Source organism: Adhaeribacter arboris, from assembly GCF_003023845.1.
In the GTDB taxonomy this organism is placed as follows: Bacteria; Bacteroidota; Bacteroidia; order Cytophagales; family Hymenobacteraceae; genus Adhaeribacter; species Adhaeribacter arboris.
Genome location: NZ_PYFT01000001.1, coordinates 2,228,273 through 2,253,019 on the forward strand (window position 1 = coordinate 2,228,273; position 24,747 = coordinate 2,253,019).

The window sequence follows — 24,747 nt, forward strand, 5'->3', positions numbered from 1 at the left end:
GCTAAAATCGAACATTTAAGGACTTACTTTTTCTACTCGAAGCCCTACTGCCATAATGCCTGGTAAAGGATCTTTTCGCATATATTGTTTCAAACGTATCTTATACGTTCCCGCTTGTGGAAATTTTAAATTTTTTATTGCCAGAAATTGATGATCAAATATATCGCCCGCACCGTTGCCCAAAGGTCGGCCGGTAGTTTTATCCATTAAGTACATTTCGTGCAATTTTAAATGTAAGGGCTTCTTATCTGGTCCGGTTAATTCCGCGCGCACGTATAAGTTATAAAACTCATAAAAAATGGCATTCCGGACATTAAAATAAATATTATAAGGAGTTTGAGGATCTTCAATGGTAAATGAAAATTGAGGTACATTTTTTATCTGCCAATTATTATCCGGGATATCCTGATTTTCTTCAAAAACCCGGTTTTTATCGCAGCCTGTTAAAGCTGCGATAAAAATTACCAGGTAGAAGTACCAACGAACCTGTATCATCATAAGGACGCTGGATTATCCGGACGAGGCCCTCTAGGCTTATGAGGCGGCCGACGATGCCGGTGGCGTTGGTGCCCTTCAGGGTTGCCCTCTAACTTAATTTTCTCGGTGGCAACCGCAGAAATAGCCAATATGGATGTTTGACTTTCTGTTGCTACAGTAACCGGACGGGGTTTATTCTTTTTATTTTTAAATTTATTTTTAGGCCGTGCTGTTGGTCCTTGGCCAGGTATAACCGCATCATTCACTACTTCGGGCGTTTTGGCATCTACGCGTACAGCAACGGAACTTTGCGTTACTGCCTGGTCGCCTTTAGACTCCGGGTGCTTTTTCTTCTTCTTTTTCTTCTTTTTCGGCTTATCAAACTTTTCGTCCAACCGCTCCAAGCTTCCCTCTAATTGCGTTGCTTGCCCAGCTTCTTTTTTCGGATCTTCTACCGTTACTACTAAGGTTTCGGCCTGAACTCCTTGCGCATTTAATTCCAGAATTTCTTTTACCCGTTCTACTGTTACCGGATACCAGTTGTTATCATCCTTAAAACCAAACCACATTAAACGCTTGAAAATATCTGTTTTTTGCAGGACGGCTTCTCCTTTTACAGTTAATAAAGGGCGGGTAACGTTCGGAATATCCTTTAAAGCATCCATATACGTTTCGAGCTCATAATTAAGGCAGCATTTTAAACGCCCACATTGCCCCGACAACTTACTTGGATTTAGAGATAGATTTTGATAACGTGCTGCCGTAGTAGAAACACTTTTAAAATCGGTAAGCCAGGTAGCACAACAAAGCTCCCGTCCGCAAGAACCAATACCACCTAAGCGACCAGCTTCGTGACGTAAGCTAATCTGACGCATTTCTACCCGAATTTTAAATTCATCGGCTAGTTTTTTTATTAAATCCCGAAAATCGACCCGATCTTCGGCGGAATAATAAAAAGTAGCTTTAGAACGATCTGCTTGGTACTCCACATCCGATAATTTCATTTTGAGTTTGCAGTCCTGAATAATAGTACGAGCCCGGTACATGGTGTCCATTTCCAAGTCCTGCACCGCCTGCAATTTTTCTAAATCTTTTTCGGTAGCAATACGGTAAATACTCCGGATTTCTTCGTTATTATCTACCTTCTTTTTCAGCATTTGCAACCGAACCAGTTCTCCCTTCAACGAAACATATCCAATATGATGACCATTGGGAACATCTACAACCACTGCATCGCCGGTAATTAACGGTAAACTATTTACATTACGGTAAAAATCTTTGCGCCCGCCTTTAAATCGTACTTCAACTATATCAAACTCTTCGAAAGAGGTTGGCAAATCCATATCGCTCAGCCAATCAAATACGTTTAGGCGGTTACAACCACCCGTACTGCAGCCACCATTGCTGTTACAGCCCTTCGGACCGCAACCGCCGCTAGAACATGAACCACATCCCACATTAAATTCTCCTTATATCTTAAATTCCTGTTTTCTTAATTTATATCGTATTTAACACGATAAGAACAAATATACACAAAAACCGAAATTCGACTAATTTAATTAAAGAGAGCTAATAATGCTTTCCATCTATTTGTAAAATAAAAATTTACCAGATAAATGCGAATCCCGTTTGGTATACTTGTTTTAAGACAGAATTAGACCTTAAAAAATTCGATTAAACCTAGCAAAAAAAAGCAGGCTGCTAAAACCTGCTTTCTCCTTTTAAGCTTTCTTCCTTTTGGGCAACTAAGGTTTTAAAACTACTTTTACGCAGTTGTCTTCTTTCTTCTTGAAAATATCGTAACCATGAGGAGCTTCCGATAAGGGTAGAGTATGGGTAATGATATCGTTAAGTACTACTTTTCCTTCTTGTACTAAACTCATCAGGTGGTCAATGTAAATCTGTACCGGAGCCTGGGTTCCCATTAAGGTTATACCTTTATCAAACCAGCGGCCAATTGGGAAGTTATCCACGGGCATCCCATAAACTCCTACTACGCTCACCACCCCGGCCCGGCGAACCGCTCTTAAACAAGTTTCCAGTACTTTAGTGGTGCCTTTTTCAAAATTTAAAACCGCTTTTGCTTTTTCCAGAAAATTGCGGTCTGCCTCCATCCCAACGGCATCTATGCACACGTCGGCTCCGCGGCCCTCCGTCATACTCCGAATAATTTCCACTACTTGATCTTCACTTTCCCAGAGAATGGTTTCGGAATTAGCCGCTTTTTTGGCCATATCTAACCGGTATTGCTGAATATCAATATTAATAACGCGGGCTGCTCCCATTATCCACGCCGATTTTGCGGCCATTATACCAACTGGGCCGGCCCCAAAAATAGCCACGGTTTCACCACCTCTAATTCTACCCCAGTCGGCGGCAGCCCAGCCAGTCGGAAATATATCCGTCAGAAAAAGTACTTGTTCATCGGTTAATCCTTCGGGTACCAGGCGCGGACCATAATCGGCGTACGGCACTCGAACGTATTCCGCCTGACCGCCGTTTATACCGCCGTATAAATCGGTATAGCCAAACAAAGCAGAAGCTTTCTCTGTCAATAACCCACCATCCGGACCGTAATTTTTGTTGGAGTTTTCGCATTGGGTCGGCCATTTATGGGTGCAGAAAAAACAATGTCCGCAGGCAATTGGGAAAGGTACCACTACCCGGTCGCCCTTTTTTAAATTACTTACTCCCGATCCTACCTCTTCTACAATGCCCATAAATTCGTGCCCTAGCACCATATTCCGCATTTGGGGCACAAAACCGTCCAGGATGTGCAAATCGGAACCGCAAATAGCGGTAGAGGTAACCCGAATAATGGCATCGCGAGTATCTTCTATTATCGGATCATCTACCGTCTCAACTCGTACATCATTAATTTTGTGAAACACAAGCGCTTTCATAGTCTTATTTTAGATGGTGGAACAAAAGCAATACCCACTAAGGGTACAGCAACAATTCCTTCTCTAACGAATAAGGTCAAAGCTGGTTGTAGCCCAGATAAGTATTTATCAGCTAGTTGATGGAAGCATCATGGAATTACGTACCATATAAATATACAAGCCTTATAAGGATAATGCTTAGAATTATCAGGAAAGAAGCACATGATGGGAAATACTCATTATTTGAACGGTAGTACTTGTATACCTGAATCGGAGATTAAATAAAACTTAGATTCCCCAACTAAAACCTGTTTAAAGGTACTAGAATTCAGAGCAGATGGTAAATCAATCGTCCGTTCTTGTAAAGTATACAAATGAAAAAAATGGACTTGATTGTTAGCGAAGTAGTAAAGTTCGTCTCCGCGAAATCCAATGTAAGTAAGCCCGGTAAAAGGCAGCCTTTTTTGATAATTACCTAAATCATCGAACACATAAACTCCGGAAAGTTTATCGAGTAAAAATACTTTGTTCTGGTATTCACGCAGAAACCGAATATCGTATTGTTGTTTCGGAAGCACTAAATCTAGGGGAATGGTACGGGTAGCTTCCGGAAATTGCAGATCAATCTTATAAAGGTTAAATTTACTTTCGTTAAAAGCCCAAATTTTATTATCTGAGGCTAAAGAAGTCATTTTGATAATGCCATCTACTTGATCGCTTAACCGAACGGCACTGATTGGCGCCAGAAAACGGTCGAGAAAAGTTAATGTTTGCTGGTCGTCGTAAAAAAGCAGGATTTTAGCTGTACTCCACGCTTCAACTAAAGCAATATGACCAGTTACCGAGGGCGAAAAAGTAGTTACTAATTTACCTGAAGTATCATATCTATGCAAGTTATTCTTTTGGTCAATAAGATATATATTGTCGAGCCGATCTAAAGAAACTACTCCTGAAAAAGTAACTTTATCTGTCAGAGGGTCATGTTGATTCACACTGGTTTGAGCCTTACTGCTACCTAATACAGCAAGCCATAAACCGAATGCAAAAAACCAATTAACCGACCCTAATTTTTTATTCTTTTTCAAAGTAATGTAGGGTAAGTTGATGGCCGTCAAAAACGGCATAAGAATAAAAATTTACCCATTCGCCTAAGTTTACGTACCGGGCCTGGTTATTTATTTGAATGTCGATAGGAAGATGACGGTGCCCAAAAATATAATAATCATGATGCGTGCGTTGCTCCATATTTCGGCAAAAAGTAATTAACCATTCCTTTTCGCCTTTAAATACTTCGTCTTTCACAGTGTTGCTGATACGGCTGCGCTGCGACCACTTTGTTGCCAGGCCAATGCCAAAGTTTGGATGTACCCGGGCAAATAACCATTGACACATTTTATTTGCAAAAATGCGTTTGAGCACTTTATAGGTATAATCTTTTGGACCCAATCCATCACCATGACCAATAAAAAATGTTTTATCATTAAATTGCGTGGAAATAGGCTTACGAATAATAGGAATATTTAATTCTTTGGTAAAGTAATCAAACATCCACATATCGTGATTGCCGGTAAAAAAATAAACGGCTATGCCGTTATCCGTAAGTTCGGCCAGTTTACCTTGTAACCGAATAAAGCCCCGTGGAATGGCATGTTTGTATTCAAACCAAAAATCAAAAATATCACCCACCAGAATTATTAATTCCGCATCTTTCTTTATTTGATCGAGCCAACGGACAATTTTCTTTTCGCGGGCTAAGCTGCTGGCGGCATCGGGTACACCCAGGTGAAAATCAGAGGCAAAGTAAATTTTTTTACCAGGAGATAAGTGCTTAATGGGGAATATCATCAATCAGAAATAGAACCAATTCGCGCGGACCATGCGCACCCATTACCAGTGTTTTTTCAATATCGGCAGTTCTGCTGGGGCCACTTACCAGCGAAATCATAGAAGGTATCTTACTGCCGTATTTTTGTTTGATTAATTGTAACCCATCTTTAATATCCGGAACCAACTGGGTCATTTTGGCTACCACTAAATGTTGCTCGGGGTAAATACTTAAGCGACGCCCACTTTCGGTGGCACCACTAACAAAAATACTACCAGTACGAGCAATTAAAGCTTCGCAGGTGGTTAAACCTGCATCACCTTGTTTTAAAAAGTTTGTTTCATCTTCGAGATAATGAATACCGGCTGCATACAATTTGGTTTGCCATTCCTGCTCCCATACATACAAGTTTTCAATTCCTTTTTCTTTTTTGTAGGCAAACAATTGGTCGAAGAAGTCTTCTTCTGACTCGCAGTAAATAAAAGTACCACTATTTTTTAAAAAATTAGTGGCAAAGGTAACCGATAAATCATCTTCTGCCGGCGGGTACAAATCGGCATTAAAATCAGGAGTGGGCGGTAGCACGGGCGCTGACTTTGCCAGCGCCTCGCGTACTTTCCGTAAAACTATATCTCTTGATCGGGCCTCGTACATGCCAGTTTAGAAACCAAATTAATTATTATACTTCAAACGAATAACTCTGACCTGGCGAAGCACCTTCGCGTTCCGGTTCCTGCTTTTTCGTTTCCGAGCCATTATCCGAAGCCGCCGTATTTTTATTATCGGTAGACTGGCCGTTTTGACTGCTATTATCATGCAAATGCCCCCCTACTTGCTGCTCTACTTCACTTAAGGTTTGACTCCGATCAGTACCCGACATGTGTGCCTGCAGAGTAGTTAAACCAGCAAATGGCCGTTTACCAACTAATCGCTCCAAATCACTTTGAAATAGAATTTCTTTGGCTAATAATTCCTGAGCCACTACTTCCAACTCTTTCATCTTACTGGTAAGCAACTGCTTGGTGCGACCGTAAGCATCCTGAATTATACGACGTACTTCATCATCGATGGTTTGCGCCGTAGCATCCGAATAAGGTTTGTTGAACGTGTAATCGGACTGTTTAGAATCGTAAAACGATACGTTTCCTATTTTATCATTCATACCATACATGGTTACAATACTGTAAGCCATTTTGGTAATCCGTTCTAAATCGCTTAAAGCACCGGTGGAGATTTTACCGAAAACCAACTCTTCAGCGGCCCGGCCACCTAGCGCCATGCACATTTCATCAATTAATTGCTCAGTCGTATACAAAAACTGTTCTTTCGGCAAATACTGGGCGTAGCCTAAGGCTGCAATACCCCGTGGTACAATACTTACTTTTACCAACGGATCGCAATGTTCCAGGAACCAACCGGCAATAGCATGACCCGCTTCGTGGTAGGCTACAATCTTTTTCTCTTCCGGCGAAATAATTTTGTTCTTCTTCTCTAAACCACCAATTACCCGGTCGATAGCATCGTTAAAATCCTGCAGTTCTACTTTTTTCTTGTCACGGCGAGCGGCAATTAAAGCCGCTTCGTTACACACGTTCGCAATTTCCGCTCCGGCAAAACCGGGAGTTTGAGCGGCTAATTTCTTCGGATCTACATCTTCGGATAAAGCTAATGGCGTTAAATGAACCCGGAATATTTCGGTACGACCTACAATATCTGGTTTATCAATACTGATTTGCCGGTCAAAACGTCCTGGACGTAATAAAGCTGAGTCTAGAGTATCAGGCCGGTTAGTAGCAGCTAGAATAATAACCCCCGAATCCGTCCCAAAACCATCCATCTCTACCAATAACGAGTTTAGGGTATTTTCCCGTTCATCGTTACCGCCAGGTACTTGTCCGCGGCTCCGGGAACGACCAATAGCATCAATCTCGTCGATGAAAATGATACAAGGGGCTTTGGCTTTCGCCTGCTTAAATAAGTCCCGCACCCGGGCCGCTCCTACTCCTACAAACATTTCCACAAAGTCGGAACCTGATAAGGAGAAGAATGGCACATCGGCTTCGCCGGCAACAGCTTTGGCTAGTAAAGTTTTACCCGTACCCGGAGGGCCAACCAGCAAGGCGCCTTTCGGAATTTTACCACCCAGAATAGTAAACTTGGCCGGGTTCTTCAAAAACTCTACAATTTCCTGAATTTCTTCTTTGGCTTCTTCCAAGCCAGCTACATCTTTAAAGGTAACTTTTACTTTATTTTCGGCATCAAACAAAGCCGCCCGCGACTTGCCAATGTTAAAAATCTGACCGCCGCCCGCACCATTGGTAACGCGGCGCATCAGGAACCAGAAACCAAACAATAAAATAATAATGAAACCCCAATTCACGAACATATCCGTAAAGCCGGTACGGTTTTCAATTTCAAAACCGATACGCTCTTCTTTGGGAACATTTTCCTGAATTTTATCAAAATCTTCTTTAAAAACCTCGGGAGAAATAATGGGTAAGTGGTACTGCGGACCTTGTTCCAAAGCAAAAGCACCCCGTCCGGTAAGTTCTTGGCGATACTTATCGTTCTGCAGTGCTTCTTCTTTCAGTGATACCTCAACCAAACGCCCATTAACCATTACTAAACTTTTCACATCTCGGCTCAGCATCATTTCTTCGAAGCGTTGCTGGTTAATGGCAATAGTAGAATTGCTACGGTTAAAGTAAGCAATTCCAAATATTAAAAATACCAAAGCAGCCAATACCCACATCTGCATGGTGGGGCGAGGCGGATTGTTTGGTATGTTTATTTTCTTTTTTTTATTAGAATTCTTTTCAGCCATGAATCTTAAAATTACAAGTAAATAAAGAACACTTCTTTACGCGAAATGTTCGGATTGTGATTAAACAACTTTTACAGCTTCCGTTTCTACATAACGGATTGGAGCATCTCCCCAGAGTTCTTCCAACGCGTAAAATTCACGCTTTTCTTTCAGAAAAATATGAACAACTACATCCACGTAGTCTAAAAGTATCCACTCTTTATTAATGCGACCTTCACTTTGCCAAGGATTTTGCTGAATAGTTTTAAAAACCTCTTCTTCTACCGACCGGGCAATAGCATCTAATTGAGTATCGGAATTAGCCGAACATATTATGAAATAATCCGACACGGCATTTTTCATGGATTTAAGGTCAATCACAACAATGTCAGAAGCTTTCTTTTCTTGCATTCCTTTTATCACAACTTCTGTCAATATGTCTGACTCTTCCTTAATTCTCTTTTTTATCATTTTATATTTTTACTTTTGAAAAATCAATTATACAAAAAAAATTTGCCTAACTACCTACCTAATACTTTGTTTATTGGCAAACAGCTCGTATATCTACCCAGCTGTACCTCTACCAACACGGTAGCTTACGAAATGCTTCTCAAAAATGAAGCCATCGAAGGTTGTGTCGTAATTACCGATCACCAAACGGCCGGCCGGGGACAACGCGGTAATACCTGGGAAGCCGAGCCGGACAAAAATATTACTTTATCCTTAATTTTAAAGCCCAATTTTCTTACTATCCAACAACAATTTTATTTGACCATGAGCGTGTCACTTGCTGTCCTAGATACATTGCAGGGTGTGGCACCGGATATTATAAAAATTAAATGGCCAAACGATATAGTTGCCGGAGATGAAAAATTAGCGGGTATATTAATTCAAAATAGCATTAGCGGCGCTTATTTACAACATTCGGTTGTAGGAATTGGTTTAAACGTCAATCAGAAAAAATTCACCTATCCTCAAGCTACTTCACTGGCCAACCTTTGTAACCGAGAATTTAATCGTACTGCCATTACCGAAAAATTATTAGAACAAATTGAAAAAAGATATCTGGAATTAAAAAGTAACCAATTAGAAAAAATAAAATTTGCGTATTTACAAGTGCTTTATCGTTATCAATCTTCTTTTCAGTATGAAGTAGATGGACAAGTAGTGGAAGGCATTATAGTTGGAATTGATGCAATAGGGCGACTAGCAGTACAAATAAAGGAAGATCTGCGTTACTTTAATTTTAAAGAAATCGTTTTTGTATAAACAGTAGTTAATTGTAAAAAATCATAAAAGTAAATCAGGCATTTACTTTTATGAAACAAAGCAGAATTATTTTATAAATATCTATAAAATAATCATTTACAATGTTGTTTATTATTGATACCTTTGTTGTAAATTCACGATTACGGATTACCAAAAACGATTTTTATTCAGGCACAATCCTTGTAATAAGATAAAAGGTCTTTTTACAGCCTATTTCGGGTTATTTTGTCCGAAGTGAAGCTAAAAGCATTTGGATTTTTTTATATAAAATGTACATTTGCTTTTTATCTAAAAGCAAATACGCAAAGAAAAATATATGATATGAATACTTTTACTAAAATAGGGTTCTTTTTTTACTGGTAGGGTCCTGTCTGGCAGGGCATGCTAATAAAAGATTGAATATAACGGATGTACCTAAAAACGGCTATACTCCTGCCCATATTGCAGCTTGGCAACCAAATATAGAAGAATCAACTATTACGGCAATTTACAACAGTTGGCCTTCTTTTAGTTTAGCTAATTTTTCTTCAGATTTACTAAAGCCGTTTGCCAGCAAAAAATTCGTGCACTATACCGCTACAACTGCTAGCAGCCACATGTTAGGGGTTGGACCCGTGCAAAATGGTATTGGTTCTGAAGGAGGTAAAGTTAAGTCAATTCCTACCTTAACTGCTTTTCCTAATCCGTCTAAGGGTCGATTTACCATTTCGTTAACTCAGACTTCGGGTGATGCTTATAAAATAAGAATCTCCAATACCATTGGTAAGGTTATTCAAACCATAACTTTAGGAGATAATGCCAATGCCGCCGATATTTCTATCGACTTATCGGACCGGCCAGCTGGAGTTTATTTCTACAGTTTGTTAGTTAACGATAAAATGGTAGAAACAAAACGCCTTATTCTACAACAATAATTTTATAAGATATTAGTTAATGAAGATAGCCGGCCCTAAAGCCGGCTATTTTTTTGAAAATTAAATTCGTACCACTTTTTATAAAACTTAATTTATTACTTTCGGGGATTCTTTCAAACACACTTTATGATTCAGTTTAGTAGAATTAATAACCTTGTTGGTTGGCTGGTTTTTGTAGTAGCTACTTTTGTTTACGGTCTAACTATCGAACCTACTGCCAGTTTCTGGGATGCCGGAGAATTTATTGCCTGTTCTTACAAACTATTAGTTCCCCATCCTCCAGGTGCTCCTTTTTTCTTATTAATCGGTCGGATTTTCTCTTTATTCGCCGGCAATGATGTATTAAAAGTGGCTCCTCTGATTAACTTTTTATCTGGTTTAATGAGTAGTAGCACCGTATTGTTCTTATTTTGGAGTATTACTATTCTGGCCCGGAAATTAATTGTTAAATCAGAAGATGGCCAACCTACTACTGGACAAGCTTTATTAATTTTAGGGAGTGGGGTAGTCGGAGCTTTGGCATTTGCTTTTTCGGATTCATTTTGGTTTTCGGCGGTGGAAGCGGAAGTATACGCCATGTCGTCGTTTTTTACGGCTTTTGTATTTTGGGCCATGTTGAAATGGGAAGGCAAAACCGATCGGGCTACCGGCGATAAATGGCTTATTTTAATCGCTTACATGATGGGCTTATCCATCGGGGTACATTTGCTTAATTTACTAGCGGTACCGGCTCTTGCCTTTATTTATTATTATAAACATAATCGTGGCAATACCTCCACGAAAGGAATGGTATTTACTTTTGTAACCAGTGCTTTAATTATTGGAATTATTTTATGGGGTATCATTCCAGGTTTACCTTCGTTAGCCGGACGATTCGAAGTATTTTTTGTAAATAGTATTAAGTTGCCATTTGGCAGCGGTATAATTATTTTTTTACTATTGTTTCTGGCAGCTATTATTTATGGCTTGTATTATTCCCACCAACGCGGAAAACAAGTACTCAATACGGCACTGCTTTGCTTTATCTTTATTTTAATAGGTTATTCTTCTTACCTGATTATTCCTATTCGGTCTACTTACGATCCTACCATTGATGAAAATGATCCGGAAAATATTGTAAGTTTTGTATCTTATTTAAAGCGCGAGCAATACGGTGATCGTCCTTTGTTGTACGGACCACAATTTAACGGGGAAGTTATTGACCAAAAAGAAGGCGAGCCGCGCTACATAAAAGGTAAGGATAAATACGAAATTGTTGATTATAAAATTGAGCCGGTTTATGATCCGAAAGATATGGCTTTGCTGCCGCGGATTTACAGCCCTCAACCGCAACACATTCAAGAATATAAAAAATGGGTAGACATTCAGGAAGGTCAGAAACCTACTATGGGACAAAACTTGTCTTTTCTGTTTAATTACCAACTAGGACACATGTACTGGCGCTACTTTTTGTGGAATTTTGTGGGGCGCGACAGTGATGTGCAGCAATCGGGAGTTCTTTGGCCCGTAGAACGTACCGATAACTTGCCGGCCCGGGTAGCCGACAGCAAGGCGCGCAACAATTTTTACATGCTACCTTTAGTTTTGGGCTTGATTGGTTTATTTTTTCAGGCGCGAAAAGATGAGAAAAACGCTTTCATTATCGGGCTGCTATTTTTCTTTACGGGTATTGCTATTGCCCTCTATCTTAATCAGCCGCCTATAGAACCACGCGAACGCGACTATACTTTTGCTGGTTCTTTCTATGCTTTCTGTATCTGGATAGGATTAGGTGTAATTGGCGTGGCTGCCTTGCTGGAAAAAATACTGCAAAATTATACTGTCCGGGCAGGCGTAACAACGGTACTTTGCTTGGCGGTGCCAATTATTATGGCGGTTCAAGGCTGGGATGATCATGACCGCTCCGATAAATATAATACGGTAGACTCGGCTAAAAATTTACTGAGTTCCTGCGCTCCAAACGCTATTTTGTTCACTAACGGCGATAACGATACTTTCCCGCTTTGGTACGCCCAGGAAGTAGAAGGTTTCCGGACGGATGTACGAGTAGCGGTATTGAGTTACCTAAATACGGATTGGTATTTGGATCAGATGAAACGCCGATCGTATAAATCGGAACCTTTGCCTATTTCGCTCGAAAACGAAAATTATCGCCAGGGCACCAACGATTATCTGCCGTATATGGAAAAGCCGCAGGTAAAAGCGGGTATGGATTTAAAGCAGTTTATTTCCCTGGTTAAGCAGAATCATCCTGTTTTGCAAGTGGCGGCCCAAACTGGTAAGCCTTTTATGTCTTTCCCGACGAAAAACTTTTTCCTGAATGTAAACAAAGAAGCGGTTATAAAAAGTGGAATTGTGCCGAAAGAGCGGGAAAACCAGATTGTAGATCAGATGACCTGGAACGTAGGTAAATCGGCGTTAGAGAAAAAACACTTGGCCATATTAGATATTCTGGCTACAAATGATTGGAAAAGACCGGTATATTTTTCTACTACTGTATCGAGTTCCGATTTTATGAACCTACAGCCGTATTTTCAATTAGAAGGGCTGGCCTACCGTATATTACCGGTTAAGAATTCAGATAAGGAAGCGGAAGGCTACGTAGCCAAAGATTTGATGTATAATAACATGATAAAAAAATTCCATTGGCGGAATTTAGATAATCCCCGTATTTTTTACGACGAAAGTTTCATCAGCCAGTTACCACCTAATACCCGGGATAAATTTTACCGCTTAGCATCAGCCTACCTGGCAAGCAACAATACCGCTAAAGCGAAAGAAGTAATGGATTATTGCTTTAAAGTAATGCCGGATAAATCTATTCCGTATGATTATTATACGCCGCAGTTTATTGAGCCCTTAAACAAAGTAGGCGAGAAACAAAAGGCTTTAGACATTATGAATAAATTGGAACAACGCACCACCAAAGCCTTAGCTTATTATTCCGAACAAGGAAGTTTGTTCGACCGCGAAATGCAAACCAATTTTATTACTCTTCAACAACTTATTTTTGCGGCTCGGGCACTGGGGTTAAATGACCGCGCCGGTAAAATGGAACAAACTTTTATGCGGTATTATGGGGGTAATCAATAAAGCTTACCGTACCAAATAAGTTGCTTAAACAGCAAAGCCGGTCTATTCACCGGCTTTGCTGTTTAAGCGTAAAATAAATAACAGGGCAAAATTGTTTTCTTAATAAGAACAGCAAAATAGTAAACGGAAGACAAGTAAGAAGGCTGTGGTACAACACTGCTAAATTTACAACTTGCTTTACTCCAAGTAGTTCTTACAATAGAACTTATTTCTTCTGGAAGAGCAATTACTTTTTCTGCTACTAACTTTAATTATTTATTACTTTTAACCAGATAAAATTAAAGAAAAAGTGTCGGTACATCCTTTATTCAACTTCCGGCAAAGATTAATAAAACCTAAATACGATTTACTTATCGGATATATATTAGGGTGGTTTTGTATTGGATTAAGTGCTTGTTCACCGCAGCTACTATCTAAACAATCTGGGCTCCATTTTTATTTTGGCCCTAATTCTGGCTTGCACTATGATTTACAAACAGAAGCCGATAGCCTGCGGATTTTTTTAAAAATAACGGATAAAACTACAATTGGTAATCTGCAAAAACCGGGTAGTGCTCTTCCGTACTTTCTTAGCCGGGATTACAGTCGTACTACCATTTATTTGCGCGATTCGGTTTTTGCCGTTAATAAAAAAATAAAGGAATTACCCGATAAGGCAGCTATGCTAACTTTTGTTTTGCCAGTTAGTAAAATCACCTTTCCTTCGGTGCTGGTGGTACAAATTCCCCAACTATCTGCTACGCAGGAAGAAATGCTTTTAGATATTCCGCTAAGTAGTGCGGCTAAAAGTCATTCGGTTATTTTGTTGGATTCAACCGGCCAATTTCCTTTATTTGGCTCGTATATTAACAACAGGCAAAGTTTTAAAATTTTATCCGCCGAGAATGATACCATAGTAACGGCCCGGCGATTTCCATTATCCTTTACACCCGCTATTCCGCCGATGTCGCGCAAAACAACAGCGCCCTCTCCTACTCTTAAGGTTCAGAATAAACTAACCTTTTCCATAAACAACTTTATTCAACTCCCAGAACCGGGAATTTACTTATTAGAAAGCAGCACCAGCCGCCAATCTTTATTGGTGGAAGAAGAAAATTTTCCGGCTTTAACCTCCGCGGCGGAGTTAATTGAACCTTTAATTTACCTGACGAGCTCCGTTGAACGTAAGAATTTATATGATTCGGATCAGCCAAAATTAGCAGTAGACGCTTTTTGGCTAAGTATTGCCCGGCAAGATAAAAATTTGGGGAAAAGTTTAATCCGGGAATATTACGGGCGAGTAGAAAAAGCGAATCGTTATTTTTCATCGCACAAAGCCGGTTGGCTCACCGATCGGGGAATGATTTACTTGGTTTTTGGCTCACCTGATTTTCTTAACCGAACCTGGGACCGGGAAGAATGGATATACCGAAGGAATAATGGTCCGAGCGGAGAAGTAAAATTTATTTTCATTAAAAAACCCAATACCTTTACTCAAAACTATTACGAACTGGTGCGCGATGCGGCCTACGAATTTGTCTGGTATAATCAAGTAGATCAATGGAGAAAAGGAAATATCGGGATTCCAGCCCCCGACCCCGGACTTTCCGGAAGGAGAAATCGGAGAAGATAGAAATGATTTTTGGCCTTCGGCCAATTCTGGAGGCATTACACGCGGGGAAAGTGCTCGAACGAATTTTCCTGCAAAAAGGCCAGCGAAATAGTGTTACTACCGATATTACCGAATTAGCGCAGCAAGCCAATGTGCCCATTGCTACCGTTCCGGTAGAAAAACTGGATACCCTTACCCGTAAAAACCACCAGGGGGCAGTGGCTTTTTTATCGGCGATTACTTATATGCCTTTGGATAATATTGTGGTCAATATTTATGAACGAGGTAAAACCCCGCTCCTGCTTATTTTAGACCGTATTACCGACGTGCGTAATTTTGGTTCTATCGCCCGTAACGCCGAATGCATGGGCGTGGATGCTATTATCATCCCGAGCCGGGGAGCCGCTCAGATCAATGGTGATGCTTTAAAAACATCGGCAGGAGCTTTAAATATTATTCCGGTTTGCCGGGAGCCAAATTTAAAGGATACGTTAAACTATTTGCAGCAATCGGGCATGCAAATAGTAGCCTGTACCGAAAAAGCCGAACACAGCCTGACGGAAAACATTGACTTTACCGGACCCACTGCTATTATCATGGGCAGCGAAGAAGACGGAATTTCGCCGGAGTATTTAAAAAAAGCCGATGTGCGCTTAAAAATTCCAATGGCTGGTCAGATTGGCTCCTTAAATGTTTCGGTTGCTAGTGGTATTGTTTTATTTGAGGTATTGCGGCAAAGATTAGCCGTGGAAAAATCTTCGTGATAAATTATGGAATAAAGTTTTTCTTTGGCAGTCTAATGATCATTTAAGAGGATCTTATTAACTATTCTTCAACCTGAAACACTTGTAAACTATTCCCTTCGTTCTAAAAATAAAAAAGCGTGGGCAACAAATGGTTGCCCACGCTTTTTTTAAAAATATGGCTTAAGCATTAATACCCGAAAAGCTCTTTCAAGGTAAGTTGTTTTACTTTTCCGTATTTGCTTAATTCCTTAAAGTTCAATTTGTCTTTCGAGCCAATTACCAAAACTACCTGGTTCTGGCCTTTTACAAACTGCTGCTGAAATTTCTTCATATCCTCAAAAGTCATGGCATTTACGTTTTGGTAAACATCTTGCCGGATGTCGTAATCAATACCTAATCGTTTAGCCCTCTCGTAATCAAATAAAATATCGGATTTGGTAATTCGCTCAGTAGCAATACTGTTCCGGATGCTTTCTTTGGCATTGGCAAAATTAGCTTCGGCCTGCGGCATGTCGTTCAGTAAGGTTTGCATACCTTCCATGGCTTCCGGCAACTTATCCGATTGAGTTCCAATGTAGGATAAAATGTAATTTGCCCGATCTTTTCGGTTAGCGTTGGCATATCGTGAACTGGCGGAATAAGCCAAAGCCTTTGACTCCCGTAATTCCTGGAAAACAATCGACCCCATGTTGCCGCCAAAATACTCGTTGTATAAAGTAATGGTAGGCACTTGCTTCGCATCAAAATTAAAAGATTTAGTCATAAAAATCAGTTCCGCTTGTACCATGTTGTAGTCGGTCCAATACACTTGCCGATCGGTTATATCGCGTTCCTGAAATACTTTTAAGGGTGGCACTGGCTTCAGAGTAGCTGGAACAATATGGTTGGTGTTAAGCACGGTGGTCAAACTTTCGGCCGGACGCGGTCCGTAATACAAGACGTGGTGCTCGTAAGTAGGAATAGTTTTTATTAAATCAACTAGCTCCTGCGGCGTAACTTTTTTAAGCTGGCTCTCTGGTAAAATATTCGTGAAAGGATTTTTAGGTCCATACTTGGCGTAGTTAACCATTGCCACGCTGTGAATAGTATTTTTATTCCGCTTGGCATCCGCCCGTTCTTTTACTATTCCGGCTATAAGATCCGATAAAGCTTGTTTATCCGGTTTAGGATTTTGCAAGACACTTTCGAACAAGGTTAATCCTTTCTCAAAATTGGCATCCAGTCCGGATAAGCTTACATAAACCTGCTCCTGCGAAGTAAAAACATCAAAAGAACAACCTAACTTATAAAATTCTTTCTGCAAACCCTCGGCGCTGTATTGCGCGTTACCTAAGTATTTCAGGTAATTAACGGCCAGCCCTAACTTTGGATTATTATTGGTACCCGTTTCCAGAATATAATAAAGGCTAAATAAGCCATTCTCTTTGTTACGGGTGTAATACAAAGGAATATTTTGTTTTAATTTTACCTCATTAATATCTTTTTTATAATCCACAAAAACGGGTTGTAGCTCCGAGGTTTTGCCGGCCATTACCTCTTTATAAAAAGGCGATTGAGCTTCGCGGTTTACCGAAACAGGCGTAATGGAAGGTTTCTCTACTTTCTGCAGGTTCGGGTCTTGGCCGATACGCTTATATACCACCACGTAATTGTTACCGTAGAATTTGTTAGCCACCTGTATTACATCTTCCTTGGTAATACCGGCAAACTCGTTATCGCGTTGAATGTAATCTTTCCAGTCCTGGTGGGCAATATAAGCGCTCACAAACGCATCCGCCCGGGCTTCATTACTTTCGTATGATTTCATTAAGGCCATTTTATTATTATTTACTATAGCGGGTATCAGCCAATCTTCGAATTTACCTTGCTTTACTAATTCAATTTGGCTTAACAGTAAATCTTTTACCTGCTCTAAAGTCTGACCTTGGCGCGGAGTACCCGACAGCAGGTGGGCCGAATAATCGTTCATGGTATAATCAAAGGACGAAGCTTCTAACACCACTTGCTTTTGATTTAAATTTAAGTCGATAAGACCGGCCTGACCATTAGCGAGTAGCTGGCTAATCATTTTCAGCACCAAAGCTTCGCGGGTAGTTACTCCCGGAAAACGGAAGCCCAGCATCACGCTTTCGGCACTTGGGCCTAAGACTTCTTTTACCACTGGTTTAGAGATAGGCGTTTCAGTGGGCGGTGTATAAGTAGGTACAGGTTTTGATTTTAATTTACCAAAGTATTTATCAATAATCCGGATAGTTTGGTCAGGGTCTAAGTCGCCGCTCATGGCTATGGCCATGTTATTAGGTACATAATAGGTATCGAAATATTTTTTTATTTCGGTGATGGACGGATTTTTTAAATGCTCTACGGTACCAATAGTAGTTTGCGTGCCATATTGGTGAGTAGGAAATAAGCCTTCCAGCATGGTGGTAAACACTTTTCGACTATCACTGTCGAGGGTCCGGTTCTTTTCTTCGTAAACAGCTTCCAGTTCGGTGTGGAACAAGCGCGGCACCAGCTCTCCAAAACGTTCGGACTCTACCATGGCCCATTTTTCCAGTTGGTTGGCGGGAATATCGCCGGTATACACGGTTTGCTCGACCGAGGTATACGCATTAGAACCGCTGCCGCCAATAGCACCCAATATTTTATCGTATTCATTCGCAATAGCATATTTAGCAGCCACTCCGGAAATACTATCAATCTGGTGATAAATTTTCTTGCGCTCTAAGGCGTCCTTTTTGGTGCGATAGAGTTCGTAAAGCTGTTCAATTTTATCGAGTTCCGGCTTTTCTTTGGCATAATCTAAAGAACCTAATTTAGAAGTTCCTTTAAATACCATATGCTCCAGGTAATGGGCTAAACCGGTAGCCGTAGCCGGGTCGTTTTTACTGCCGGCCCTTACGGCAATGTACGTCTGAATCCGGGGCGCATCTTTATAATCAGTTAAATACACCGTTAATCCGTTTTCCAGCTTATATATCCGGGCTTTCAAGGAATCGCCGGGAGCAGTGGTAAAGGTATAGGTTTTCTCTTTTGGTGGGGCGACCGGGGAAGTAGTACCTGTAGTAGGAGTAGTTGTTTGCTGACTCGAAGTTTTACACTGAAAAAGCAACGCGGCGGCCAATAGCCAAGGATAAAATTTTATTTTCATTTTAGGCAATAAATGAGGTAACTAGAAAAAATCTAAGTTTATTAATGAAAAGGAGTTTACTCGTTAGTACTATAACGATTAAAACTTAAGAAAATTGATTTTAGAAAAGATTGGTAATTTCTTCACCCCCTTAGAATACACTTTCCAGTTTGTGAAGAGTCCTAAAGGTGGTGAGGTTAAAAAGAAGTATCTAATCCTAAACGTTTTTTTATTTCCGGCAGAATAGGATAACGCTCCGCCAGGTAATTGTATTTATCAATGGAAGTATACAGTTTTAATCCTTCTTCCTGCGTTTTAACTTCAATTTTTACATTCAGGCGATTATTACGCAAACGATTACGCAGAGCGGCCAGGAAGTCGGCCCGGAAAGCATTAAATTGCTCAATTTGCACGTGGTTTTCGACCGCTAAAAGTATTTCATTATTGGCGGTTAACTGTACGGGGCGGTTCAAGATCATGAATTCTGACATTTTACCTTCTGCTTTTTTCTGCTCGGTAAGTTGTTTCCATACGGTTTCGAACTCAAATGAATTAACTGGTCGTATAGCTCCATTACTAAAACTTTCCAATTCTTCTTCTAAAACTACCGCCACCTGATTAGCCGCAGGGCTTTGTACTTGCGCCTTTATATCTTTCAAGCTCGGCAGCTTTACTATTTTTTTTGCCGGCGCCACCGGTGCTGCCGGACGAACAAATGTCTGTTCGGTATACTGATCTTCGGGTACATTCGGGGCCGGTAAGGGCACGGTGGGCACGGGTGGTAATTTGTTTATTGCGGTAGGCGAAGTAACCGGCATAGGTTCCGAAACAGTATTTCCGTTAGTAGCTGGGTTTGTTCCGGAAACTGAACTTGTACCATTAACTACTATCGCTGGATTTACATTGTGGCCGTTAGCCACAGAAGCAGAACCATTCGAAACTGTAGTAACCGGATTTATTGGGGTACCAGTGGCTCCGTTAGTTTTTTTTTTGACGTCGCCGTTAGAGGAGAAGTCTTTCGCAAAGGAAACCGCCGAAGGCAGATGCACCAGTTTCATGAGGCAGAGCTCTACGTGCAGGCGCTGATTTTTACTGTTTTTAAAATTTTGATCGCACGCCGCTACAATATTTAAACCGGATAATAACAACGACAACGAAGCTTTCTGAGCTTGTTGGGCGTATTTGGTTTTAATATTATCTGAAACTTCGAGCAACTGCACCGTTATCGGGTCTTTACACACCAATAAACTCCGGAAATGCTCGCCAATGCCTAAAACAAAATTATGCGCGTCGAATCCGTTTTTTAAAATTTCGTCGAATAAAAGTAAAGTACCCGATAAATTATTGGCCAGGAAATAATCGGTCAGTTTAAAATAATAATCATAATCCAGGATATGAAGATTATCTACCGTGGCTTTGTAGGTAATCTTGTTGCCGGAAAATGTAACCATTTGGTCGAAAATGGAAAGCGCATCGCGCAAAGCACCATCGGCTTTTTGCGCGATTAAATGCAAAGCATCGTCTTCGGCGGTAATTTCTTCTTTGGTGGCAATACTACCTAAGTGTTTTACCATATCTTCAATCCGGATGCGGTTAAAATCGAAAATCTGGCAGCGCGATAAAATGGTAGGAATAATTTTGTGCCGTTCGGTAGTTGCTAGAATAAATATAGCGTATGAGGGCGGTTCTTCGAGGGTTTTCAGGAACGCGTTAAATGCCGAGTTCGAGAGCATGTGCACCTCGTCAATAATATATATTTTGTATTTACCGGTTTGCGGAGCGTAGCGAACCTGCTCCACCAAATTCCGAATATCTTCTACGGAGTTATTAGAAGCCGCATCGAGCTCGTGGACGTTAAAAGAGGCATTATTATTAAAACTCCGGCACGATTCGCAAACATTACAGGCCTCGGTGGTAGGCGTTATATTCTGGCAATTGATGGTTTTAGCTAAAATACGCGCACAAGTAGTTTTACCCACCCCCCTCGGACCACAAAATAAAAATGCCTGAGCCAGGTGGTTACTGTTAATGGCATTTTTAAGAGTAGTAGTAATGTGGTTTTGCCCCACCACGCTATCAAAGGTAGCTGGCCGGTATTTACGAGCCGATACAACAAAGTTTTCCATCCTTAAACAAAGATAAGAAAACCGGTGTAAGGTTGAAAGCTAAAAGTTTAAGCTTACACTAACCTTCTTATAGTCAGATGATTAAATTAAAAGCAGGAATTTTATTGTTAAATCTTAGCTTTTGGTTACGTCTATTGCTGCTCTCAAATTATAAACTGTAGGCTCTATTATTTTGATTGAAAGTAACTCTGACTAAAACGAAAAATTACAGGTTCTCCGGAATAAAACAATCAGCGTTTTGCTGGGCAAATTCTTTAAAAGTTCTGGCTCGCTGCCCGGTAATTTTTTCTACTGTGTCGGTAATGGTAGCGCCATAACCTGATTTTAAAATATAATTAAGCTCCATCATGGCATCTATCATCCAATCCGGTGTGTGAATGCCGCTCATGACTTGTCGGGCGGCTTGTTCCGGCACATCCACGTAGGTGATGGTACGCCCGGTAACCTCCGTTAAAACAGCAGCAATCTCCGGTACCGAAATAGCTTCTGGCCCGGTTAACTCCAATATCTCGTTTTTGAAGTCTGGCCGCGTTAATACCACTTTGGCAACGGCGGCAATATCGTGCGCATCAATGTAACTTACTTTTCCTTCTGCCAGTGGCTGGTAAATTTTGCCTTCCTGTACAATACTGGTTCTTTCGAAATTGATAAAGTTTTGCATAAACGAAGCAGGCCGCAAGATAACATACGGAATACCGGTAATTTCTAAATACTTTTCTATTTCCCGGTGCCAGCGGCCCAACTGAATACCTGGTTCCGCATCGGCCCCGCTAGCGGATAAACGTACAATTTGTTTTACTCCGGCTTGCTTTGCTTCATCAATTAGTTTTTTAGCTATTTCAACTTGATTATGGGTAAACGGAGTAACCAGGAAAACGCGGGTAACACCGGTAAAAGCTACCTTTAAGGATTCGGGCCGGGCAAAATCAAGCTCTACTAAATCCACGTTGGGGAAAACTTTAAGCCGGTCGCCTTTTATAATGGAATGCACTCCGGCCCGTACTTTCACATCTTCCGAAGATAAAGCTTTAACTACCTCGTTCCCTACCGTGCCGGTAGCGCCCGTAACTAGAATGGTTTCGTGCATAGCTTTCTTAAATTTCAGGATAAATTAAATACAACTGGCAAAATAGAATTTTTAAATTCAGGCAATTACAGTAGTAAGCCAATAATTGGTAAAATGTTTTACTAAGCAGCTAAATTTTTACGAACAGTTTCGGGTGGTAAGTCTTTTTCTTTGTAATGTAACTGATTGTTTATGGATTTGCTTCCAGAAAGGATTGCAGAATTAAGGCGGCGCTTACTTTATCGACGGTAGCTTTGTTCTGGCGGTCTTTCTTTTTTAATCCTCCATCAATCATCGCCTGAAAGGCCATACGGGAGGTAAAACGCTCATCTAAAGTATGTACCGGAATAGTTGAAATTTCTTTTTGCAGTTTGCGTACAAAACCAATTACTGCACCGGTTACATCCGTGGGCGTATTATCCAGTTTTTTGGGCATACCTACCACAAAAGCTTCTACCTCTTGCTGCTGAATGTACTTTTTTAAAAAATCGTAAATATCTTTGGTAGGAATGGTATCTAGGGGGGTTGCGATTAACTTTAAAGGATCGGTTACGGCCACTCCTACCCGTTTATTTCCGTAATCAATAGCTACAATTCTGCCCACAAGTAGTAAAAAATTTAAAAATAGATAGAAAAATTTATTTGTTAGCGGTATGGATTAGGTTACCCACGCCTTTTATGATAAAGTACCAGAGTTTCACGCATATTTTCACAAGAAATAAGGTAATTTTTTGGTAATTGGTTATACCTTTTATTTAATAAGCCGTTAACTTAAAATTAAATTATTTTCATCTGCCAAGGCGAAAATAACGGCAATTTGGCTCAACTTAAAGCAGCCGAAATTACGTAGATACCCGAAAGTAAAGCATGTTCCGGAAGTATTGAATAGTAAGTAGTTGCCTCTTATTTTTAATTAGTTTATAAGTGAATCAGAGATTATTGTTCTATTGGTATTCCATACATAAGGCTGCAACTTTATTTAAGGGGTATTTGTCTAAAAAAGTAGTAAAATATTCTTTATTTTGATATATTAGATTGCTATTGCCCGCAGGCAATTTGGAAAGCTGCCTGCCCAAATAAGTTTAATACATATGAGCGAAAAATTTAAAAACTCTTCTTTCCAGGTAAGATTACCTTTGTTTCTGGGTTTAGCATTGGCAGTTGGTATTTTAATCGGGGCGAATGGGTTTCGGCCTTCCGGTAATAACCCCCAGGGAACCGCAAAAAGTTACCTTAAATTCCGGGACATTCTTTCTTACATCGATCGGGATTACGTGGATACGGTAAATGTAGAAGAACTGTCGGACTTTGCCATAAACAAGATGCTCGAAAAGCTGGACCCGCATACAGCTTATATTCCGGCCAGTGAAATGGATGTGGCCCGGTCGTATTTAGAAGGTGATTTTGACGGTATAGGCGTTGAGTTTAATATCTTTAAAGATACCGTTTACATTGTAGCTCCGCTTAGTGGCGGCCCCTCGGAAGCAGTAGGTTTGCAAGCCGGCGATAAAATCATTAAGGTAGATGGTAAAACCATTGCCGGAAACGGTATTACCACCCAAGGAGTTTTTGAAAGATTACGTGGCAGTAAAGGCACCAAAGTAAACCTGACCATTCTGCGGCGGAACGAGAAAAAACCAATGGATTTTACCGTTACCCGCAATAAAATACCTACCGTTTCGGTTGAAACCGGCTATATGGTAGATAATCGTACCGGGTACATCAAAGTTACCCGCTTTTCGGCCAATACCTACGATGAATTTAAATCAACCTTGGTTAAATTAAAAAAGAAAGGCATGGACCGGCTCATCCTGGATTTACGGGGTAACCCGGGCGGCTACATGGACCGGGCGACGCGCATGGCCGATGAATTTATCTCGGGTAATAAAAAAATCGTCTATACCGATGGCAAGGGTACTAAATACGACAATGAAACCTATGCCCACGTGCGCGGAGAATTTGAAGACGGGCCGGTAATTGTACTGATTGATGAGGGCAGCGCTTCGGCTTCCGAAATTGTTTCGGGAGCTTTACAAGATAACGACCGTGCCTTAATTGTAGGTCGGCGGTCTTTCGGGAAAGGTTTGGTACAAATGCCTATTCCGTTGAATGATGGCTCTGAATTACGCTTAACTATTTCGCGCTATTTCACGCCCAGTGGCCGTTCCATCCAGAAGCCATATACCGAAGGCATGGAAAACTACGAAATGGATATTTTAAATCGCTTCCAGCGCGGGGAGTTTTTCCATCCGGACAGCATTAAATTTAATGATTCATTAAAGTATAAAACACTGCATGGCCGTATAGTTTACGGCGGCGGCGGAATTATGCCGGATGTATTTGTAGCCCGCGATACCATGGAAGTTAGTAATTACCTGAACGAACTTTACAGTAAAAATTTAGTCCGCGAATTTGCGCTCACTTACTTCCAAGACCATAAAGCCGAACTGCAAAAAATGCCTTTCGAAAAGTTTAAAGCTACTTTCGAGGTAAGCGATAGAATGTTGGACGCTATCAACAAAGAGGCCAAGGATTTAAAAATTAAATACAACGATACGGAATTTAAACGATCCAAAAACCTGCTTAAAAATAATATCAAAGCGTATATTGCCCGTAGTGTTTACGGTCCGGAAGGATTGTATCCTATCTTTCACGAAACCGACCCTGATTTCCAGCAAGCACTTAAATTGTTCGACCAAGCCAATAAGTTAAACAAAGGCTACGTGCAATTAGGTATCAATAAATTTAGAGTGGAAAATTAGAAAGAATACGATTTAACCATTAAAAAAACGGTTGATTTATTAACTTAAATCAGCCGTTTTTTT

18 protein-coding genes are annotated in these 24,747 nt (G+C 40.6%); 6 read left to right on the forward strand and 12 right to left on the reverse strand.

Annotation, left to right across the window (positions count from 1 at the left end; all coding sequences use genetic code 11):
* Positions 1-15 precede the first annotated feature (15 nt).
* The 8 genes from AHMF7605_RS09070 to rsfS form a co-directional block, all read right to left on the reverse strand.
* Positions 16-498 carry a gliding motility lipoprotein GldH gene (locus tag AHMF7605_RS09070; protein WP_233218988.1) on the reverse strand — a complete coding sequence of 161 codons (483 nt, stop codon included), beginning with the start codon at positions 496-498 and terminating at the stop codon, positions 16-18.
* Entirely contained in the window at positions 495-1,820 is a 1,326-nt protein-coding gene (locus AHMF7605_RS09075; protein ID WP_199200346.1) for a PSP1 domain-containing protein, read from the reverse strand. Before AHMF7605_RS09075 ends, AHMF7605_RS09070 begins: the two co-directional genes overlap by 4 nt.
* 402 nt (positions 1,821-2,222) lie before the next feature.
* Positions 2,223-3,380 (reverse strand): zinc-dependent alcohol dehydrogenase, encoded by a 1,158-nt coding sequence (locus AHMF7605_RS09080; RefSeq protein ID WP_106928515.1) that lies wholly within the window; start codon positions 3,378-3,380, stop codon positions 2,223-2,225.
* 218 nt (positions 3,381-3,598) lie between these two features.
* Positions 3,599-4,444: a hypothetical protein gene (locus tag AHMF7605_RS09085; protein ID WP_146153551.1), complete on the reverse strand. Its 846-nt coding sequence runs from the start codon at positions 4,442-4,444 to the stop codon at positions 3,599-3,601.
* Complete coding sequence (locus AHMF7605_RS09090; RefSeq protein ID WP_106928519.1) at positions 4,431-5,204, reverse strand: UDP-2,3-diacylglucosamine diphosphatase; 774 nt, start codon at positions 5,202-5,204, stop codon at positions 4,431-4,433. Before AHMF7605_RS09090 ends, AHMF7605_RS09085 begins: the two co-directional genes overlap by 14 nt.
* Positions 5,188-5,838 carry a LutC/YkgG family protein gene (locus tag AHMF7605_RS09095; protein ID WP_106928521.1) on the reverse strand — a complete coding sequence of 217 codons (651 nt, stop codon included), beginning with the start codon at positions 5,836-5,838 and terminating at the stop codon, positions 5,188-5,190. The genes AHMF7605_RS09090 and AHMF7605_RS09095 overlap by 17 nt, the downstream gene beginning before the upstream one ends.
* A gap of 25 nt (positions 5,839-5,863) precedes the next feature.
* On the reverse strand, positions 5,864-8,008 hold the full coding sequence (gene ftsH, locus AHMF7605_RS09100; RefSeq protein WP_106928523.1) for an ATP-dependent zinc metalloprotease FtsH: 2,145 nt from the start codon (positions 8,006-8,008) through the stop codon (positions 5,864-5,866).
* A 60-nt stretch (positions 8,009-8,068) separates the two neighbouring features.
* Positions 8,069-8,458 carry a ribosome silencing factor gene (gene rsfS / locus AHMF7605_RS09105; RefSeq protein WP_106928526.1) on the reverse strand — a complete coding sequence of 130 codons (390 nt, stop codon included), beginning with the start codon at positions 8,456-8,458 and terminating at the stop codon, positions 8,069-8,071.
* A 15-nt stretch (positions 8,459-8,473) separates the two neighbouring features.
* Here rsfS and AHMF7605_RS09110 point away from each other — a divergent pair, with 15 nt between their 5' ends.
* From AHMF7605_RS09110 to rlmB, 5 genes are all read left to right on the forward strand, one after another.
* Entirely contained in the window at positions 8,474-9,256 is a 783-nt protein-coding gene (locus tag AHMF7605_RS09110) for a biotin--[acetyl-CoA-carboxylase] ligase (RefSeq protein ID WP_233218990.1), read from the forward strand.
* Between the two features lie 395 nt (positions 9,257-9,651).
* A complete protein-coding gene (locus AHMF7605_RS09115) occupies positions 9,652-10,170 on the forward strand; it encodes a T9SS type A sorting domain-containing protein (protein ID WP_106928528.1) in 519 nt (172 codons plus the stop codon).
* A 126-nt stretch (positions 10,171-10,296) separates the two neighbouring features.
* Positions 10,297-13,263 carry a protein O-mannosyl-transferase family gene (locus tag AHMF7605_RS09120; protein ID WP_106928530.1) on the forward strand — a complete coding sequence of 989 codons (2,967 nt, stop codon included), beginning with the start codon at positions 10,297-10,299 and terminating at the stop codon, positions 13,261-13,263.
* Positions 13,264-13,720: 457 nt separating this feature from the next.
* Positions 13,721-14,875, forward strand: coding sequence for a GWxTD domain-containing protein (locus tag AHMF7605_RS09125; protein WP_146153552.1), 1,155 nt, complete (start codon positions 13,721-13,723; stop codon positions 14,873-14,875).
* Positions 14,803-15,618, forward strand: coding sequence for a 23S rRNA (guanosine(2251)-2'-O)-methyltransferase RlmB (gene rlmB, locus AHMF7605_RS09130; RefSeq protein ID WP_106928534.1), 816 nt, complete (start codon positions 14,803-14,805; stop codon positions 15,616-15,618). Before AHMF7605_RS09125 ends, rlmB begins: the two co-directional genes overlap by 73 nt.
* A gap of 169 nt (positions 15,619-15,787) precedes the next feature.
* Here rlmB and AHMF7605_RS09135 read toward each other — a convergent pair whose 3' ends face one another.
* The 4 genes from AHMF7605_RS09135 to ruvX form a co-directional block, all read right to left on the reverse strand.
* The gene (locus AHMF7605_RS09135; RefSeq protein ID WP_106928536.1) at positions 15,788-18,751 is read right to left on the reverse strand and encodes a M16 family metallopeptidase; all 2,964 of its coding nucleotides are present in this window, start codon (positions 18,749-18,751) and stop codon (positions 15,788-15,790) included.
* Positions 18,752-18,927: 176 nt separating this feature from the next.
* Positions 18,928-20,856, reverse strand: a complete 1,929-nt coding sequence (locus tag AHMF7605_RS09140) for a DNA polymerase III subunit gamma/tau (RefSeq protein ID WP_106928538.1) — start codon at positions 20,854-20,856, stop codon at positions 18,928-18,930.
* Positions 20,857-21,061: 205 nt separating this feature from the next.
* Positions 21,062-21,943 (reverse strand): SDR family oxidoreductase, encoded by an 882-nt coding sequence (locus AHMF7605_RS09145; RefSeq protein ID WP_106928540.1) that lies wholly within the window; start codon positions 21,941-21,943, stop codon positions 21,062-21,064.
* Positions 21,944-22,112: 169 nt separating this feature from the next.
* Positions 22,113-22,526, reverse strand: a complete 414-nt coding sequence (gene ruvX, locus AHMF7605_RS09150) for a Holliday junction resolvase RuvX (RefSeq protein WP_106928542.1) — start codon at positions 22,524-22,526, stop codon at positions 22,113-22,115.
* A gap of 487 nt (positions 22,527-23,013) precedes the next feature.
* Between ruvX and AHMF7605_RS09155 the strand changes: the two genes are divergently transcribed.
* Positions 23,014-24,684: a S41 family peptidase gene (locus tag AHMF7605_RS09155; RefSeq protein WP_106928544.1), complete on the forward strand. Its 1,671-nt coding sequence runs from the start codon at positions 23,014-23,016 to the stop codon at positions 24,682-24,684.
* Positions 24,685-24,747: the final 63 nt, after the last annotated feature.

What these genes read in the sequence shown, in the direction of transcription:
- rlmB (WP_106928534.1), top strand. Translation starts at nt 14,803, where the DNA reads ATGGAGAAAAGGAAATATCGGGATTCCAGCCCCCGACCCCGGACTTTC.
- AHMF7605_RS09135 (WP_106928536.1), bottom strand. Translation starts at nt 18,751, where the DNA reads ATGAAAATAAAATTTTATCCTTGGCTATTGGCCGCCGCGTTGCTTTTT.
- AHMF7605_RS09155 (WP_106928544.1), top strand. Translation starts at nt 23,014, where the DNA reads ATGAGCGAAAAATTTAAAAACTCTTCTTTCCAGGTAAGATTACCTTTG.
- AHMF7605_RS09120 (WP_106928530.1), top strand. Translation starts at nt 10,297, where the DNA reads ATGATTCAGTTTAGTAGAATTAATAACCTTGTTGGTTGGCTGGTTTTT.
- AHMF7605_RS09080 (WP_106928515.1), bottom strand. Translation starts at nt 3,380, where the DNA reads ATGAAAGCGCTTGTGTTTCACAAAATTAATGATGTACGAGTTGAGACG.
- AHMF7605_RS09140 (WP_106928538.1), bottom strand. Translation starts at nt 20,856, where the DNA reads ATGGAAAACTTTGTTGTATCGGCTCGTAAATACCGGCCAGCTACCTTT.
- AHMF7605_RS09145 (WP_106928540.1), bottom strand. Translation starts at nt 21,943, where the DNA reads ATGCACGAAACCATTCTAGTTACGGGCGCTACCGGCACGGTAGGGAAC.
- ftsH (WP_106928523.1), bottom strand. Translation starts at nt 8,008, where the DNA reads ATGGCTGAAAAGAATTCTAATAAAAAAAAGAAAATAAACATACCAAAC.
- AHMF7605_RS09075 (WP_199200346.1), bottom strand. Translation starts at nt 1,820, where the DNA reads ATGGATTTGCCAACCTCTTTCGAAGAGTTTGATATAGTTGAAGTACGA.
- rsfS (WP_106928526.1), bottom strand. Translation starts at nt 8,458, where the DNA reads ATGATAAAAAAGAGAATTAAGGAAGAGTCAGACATATTGACAGAAGTT.
- AHMF7605_RS09095 (WP_106928521.1), bottom strand. Translation starts at nt 5,838, where the DNA reads ATGTACGAGGCCCGATCAAGAGATATAGTTTTACGGAAAGTACGCGAG.
- AHMF7605_RS09090 (WP_106928519.1), bottom strand. Translation starts at nt 5,204, where the DNA reads ATGATATTCCCCATTAAGCACTTATCTCCTGGTAAAAAAATTTACTTT.
- AHMF7605_RS09070 (WP_233218988.1), bottom strand. Translation starts at nt 498, where the DNA reads ATGATGATACAGGTTCGTTGGTACTTCTACCTGGTAATTTTTATCGCA.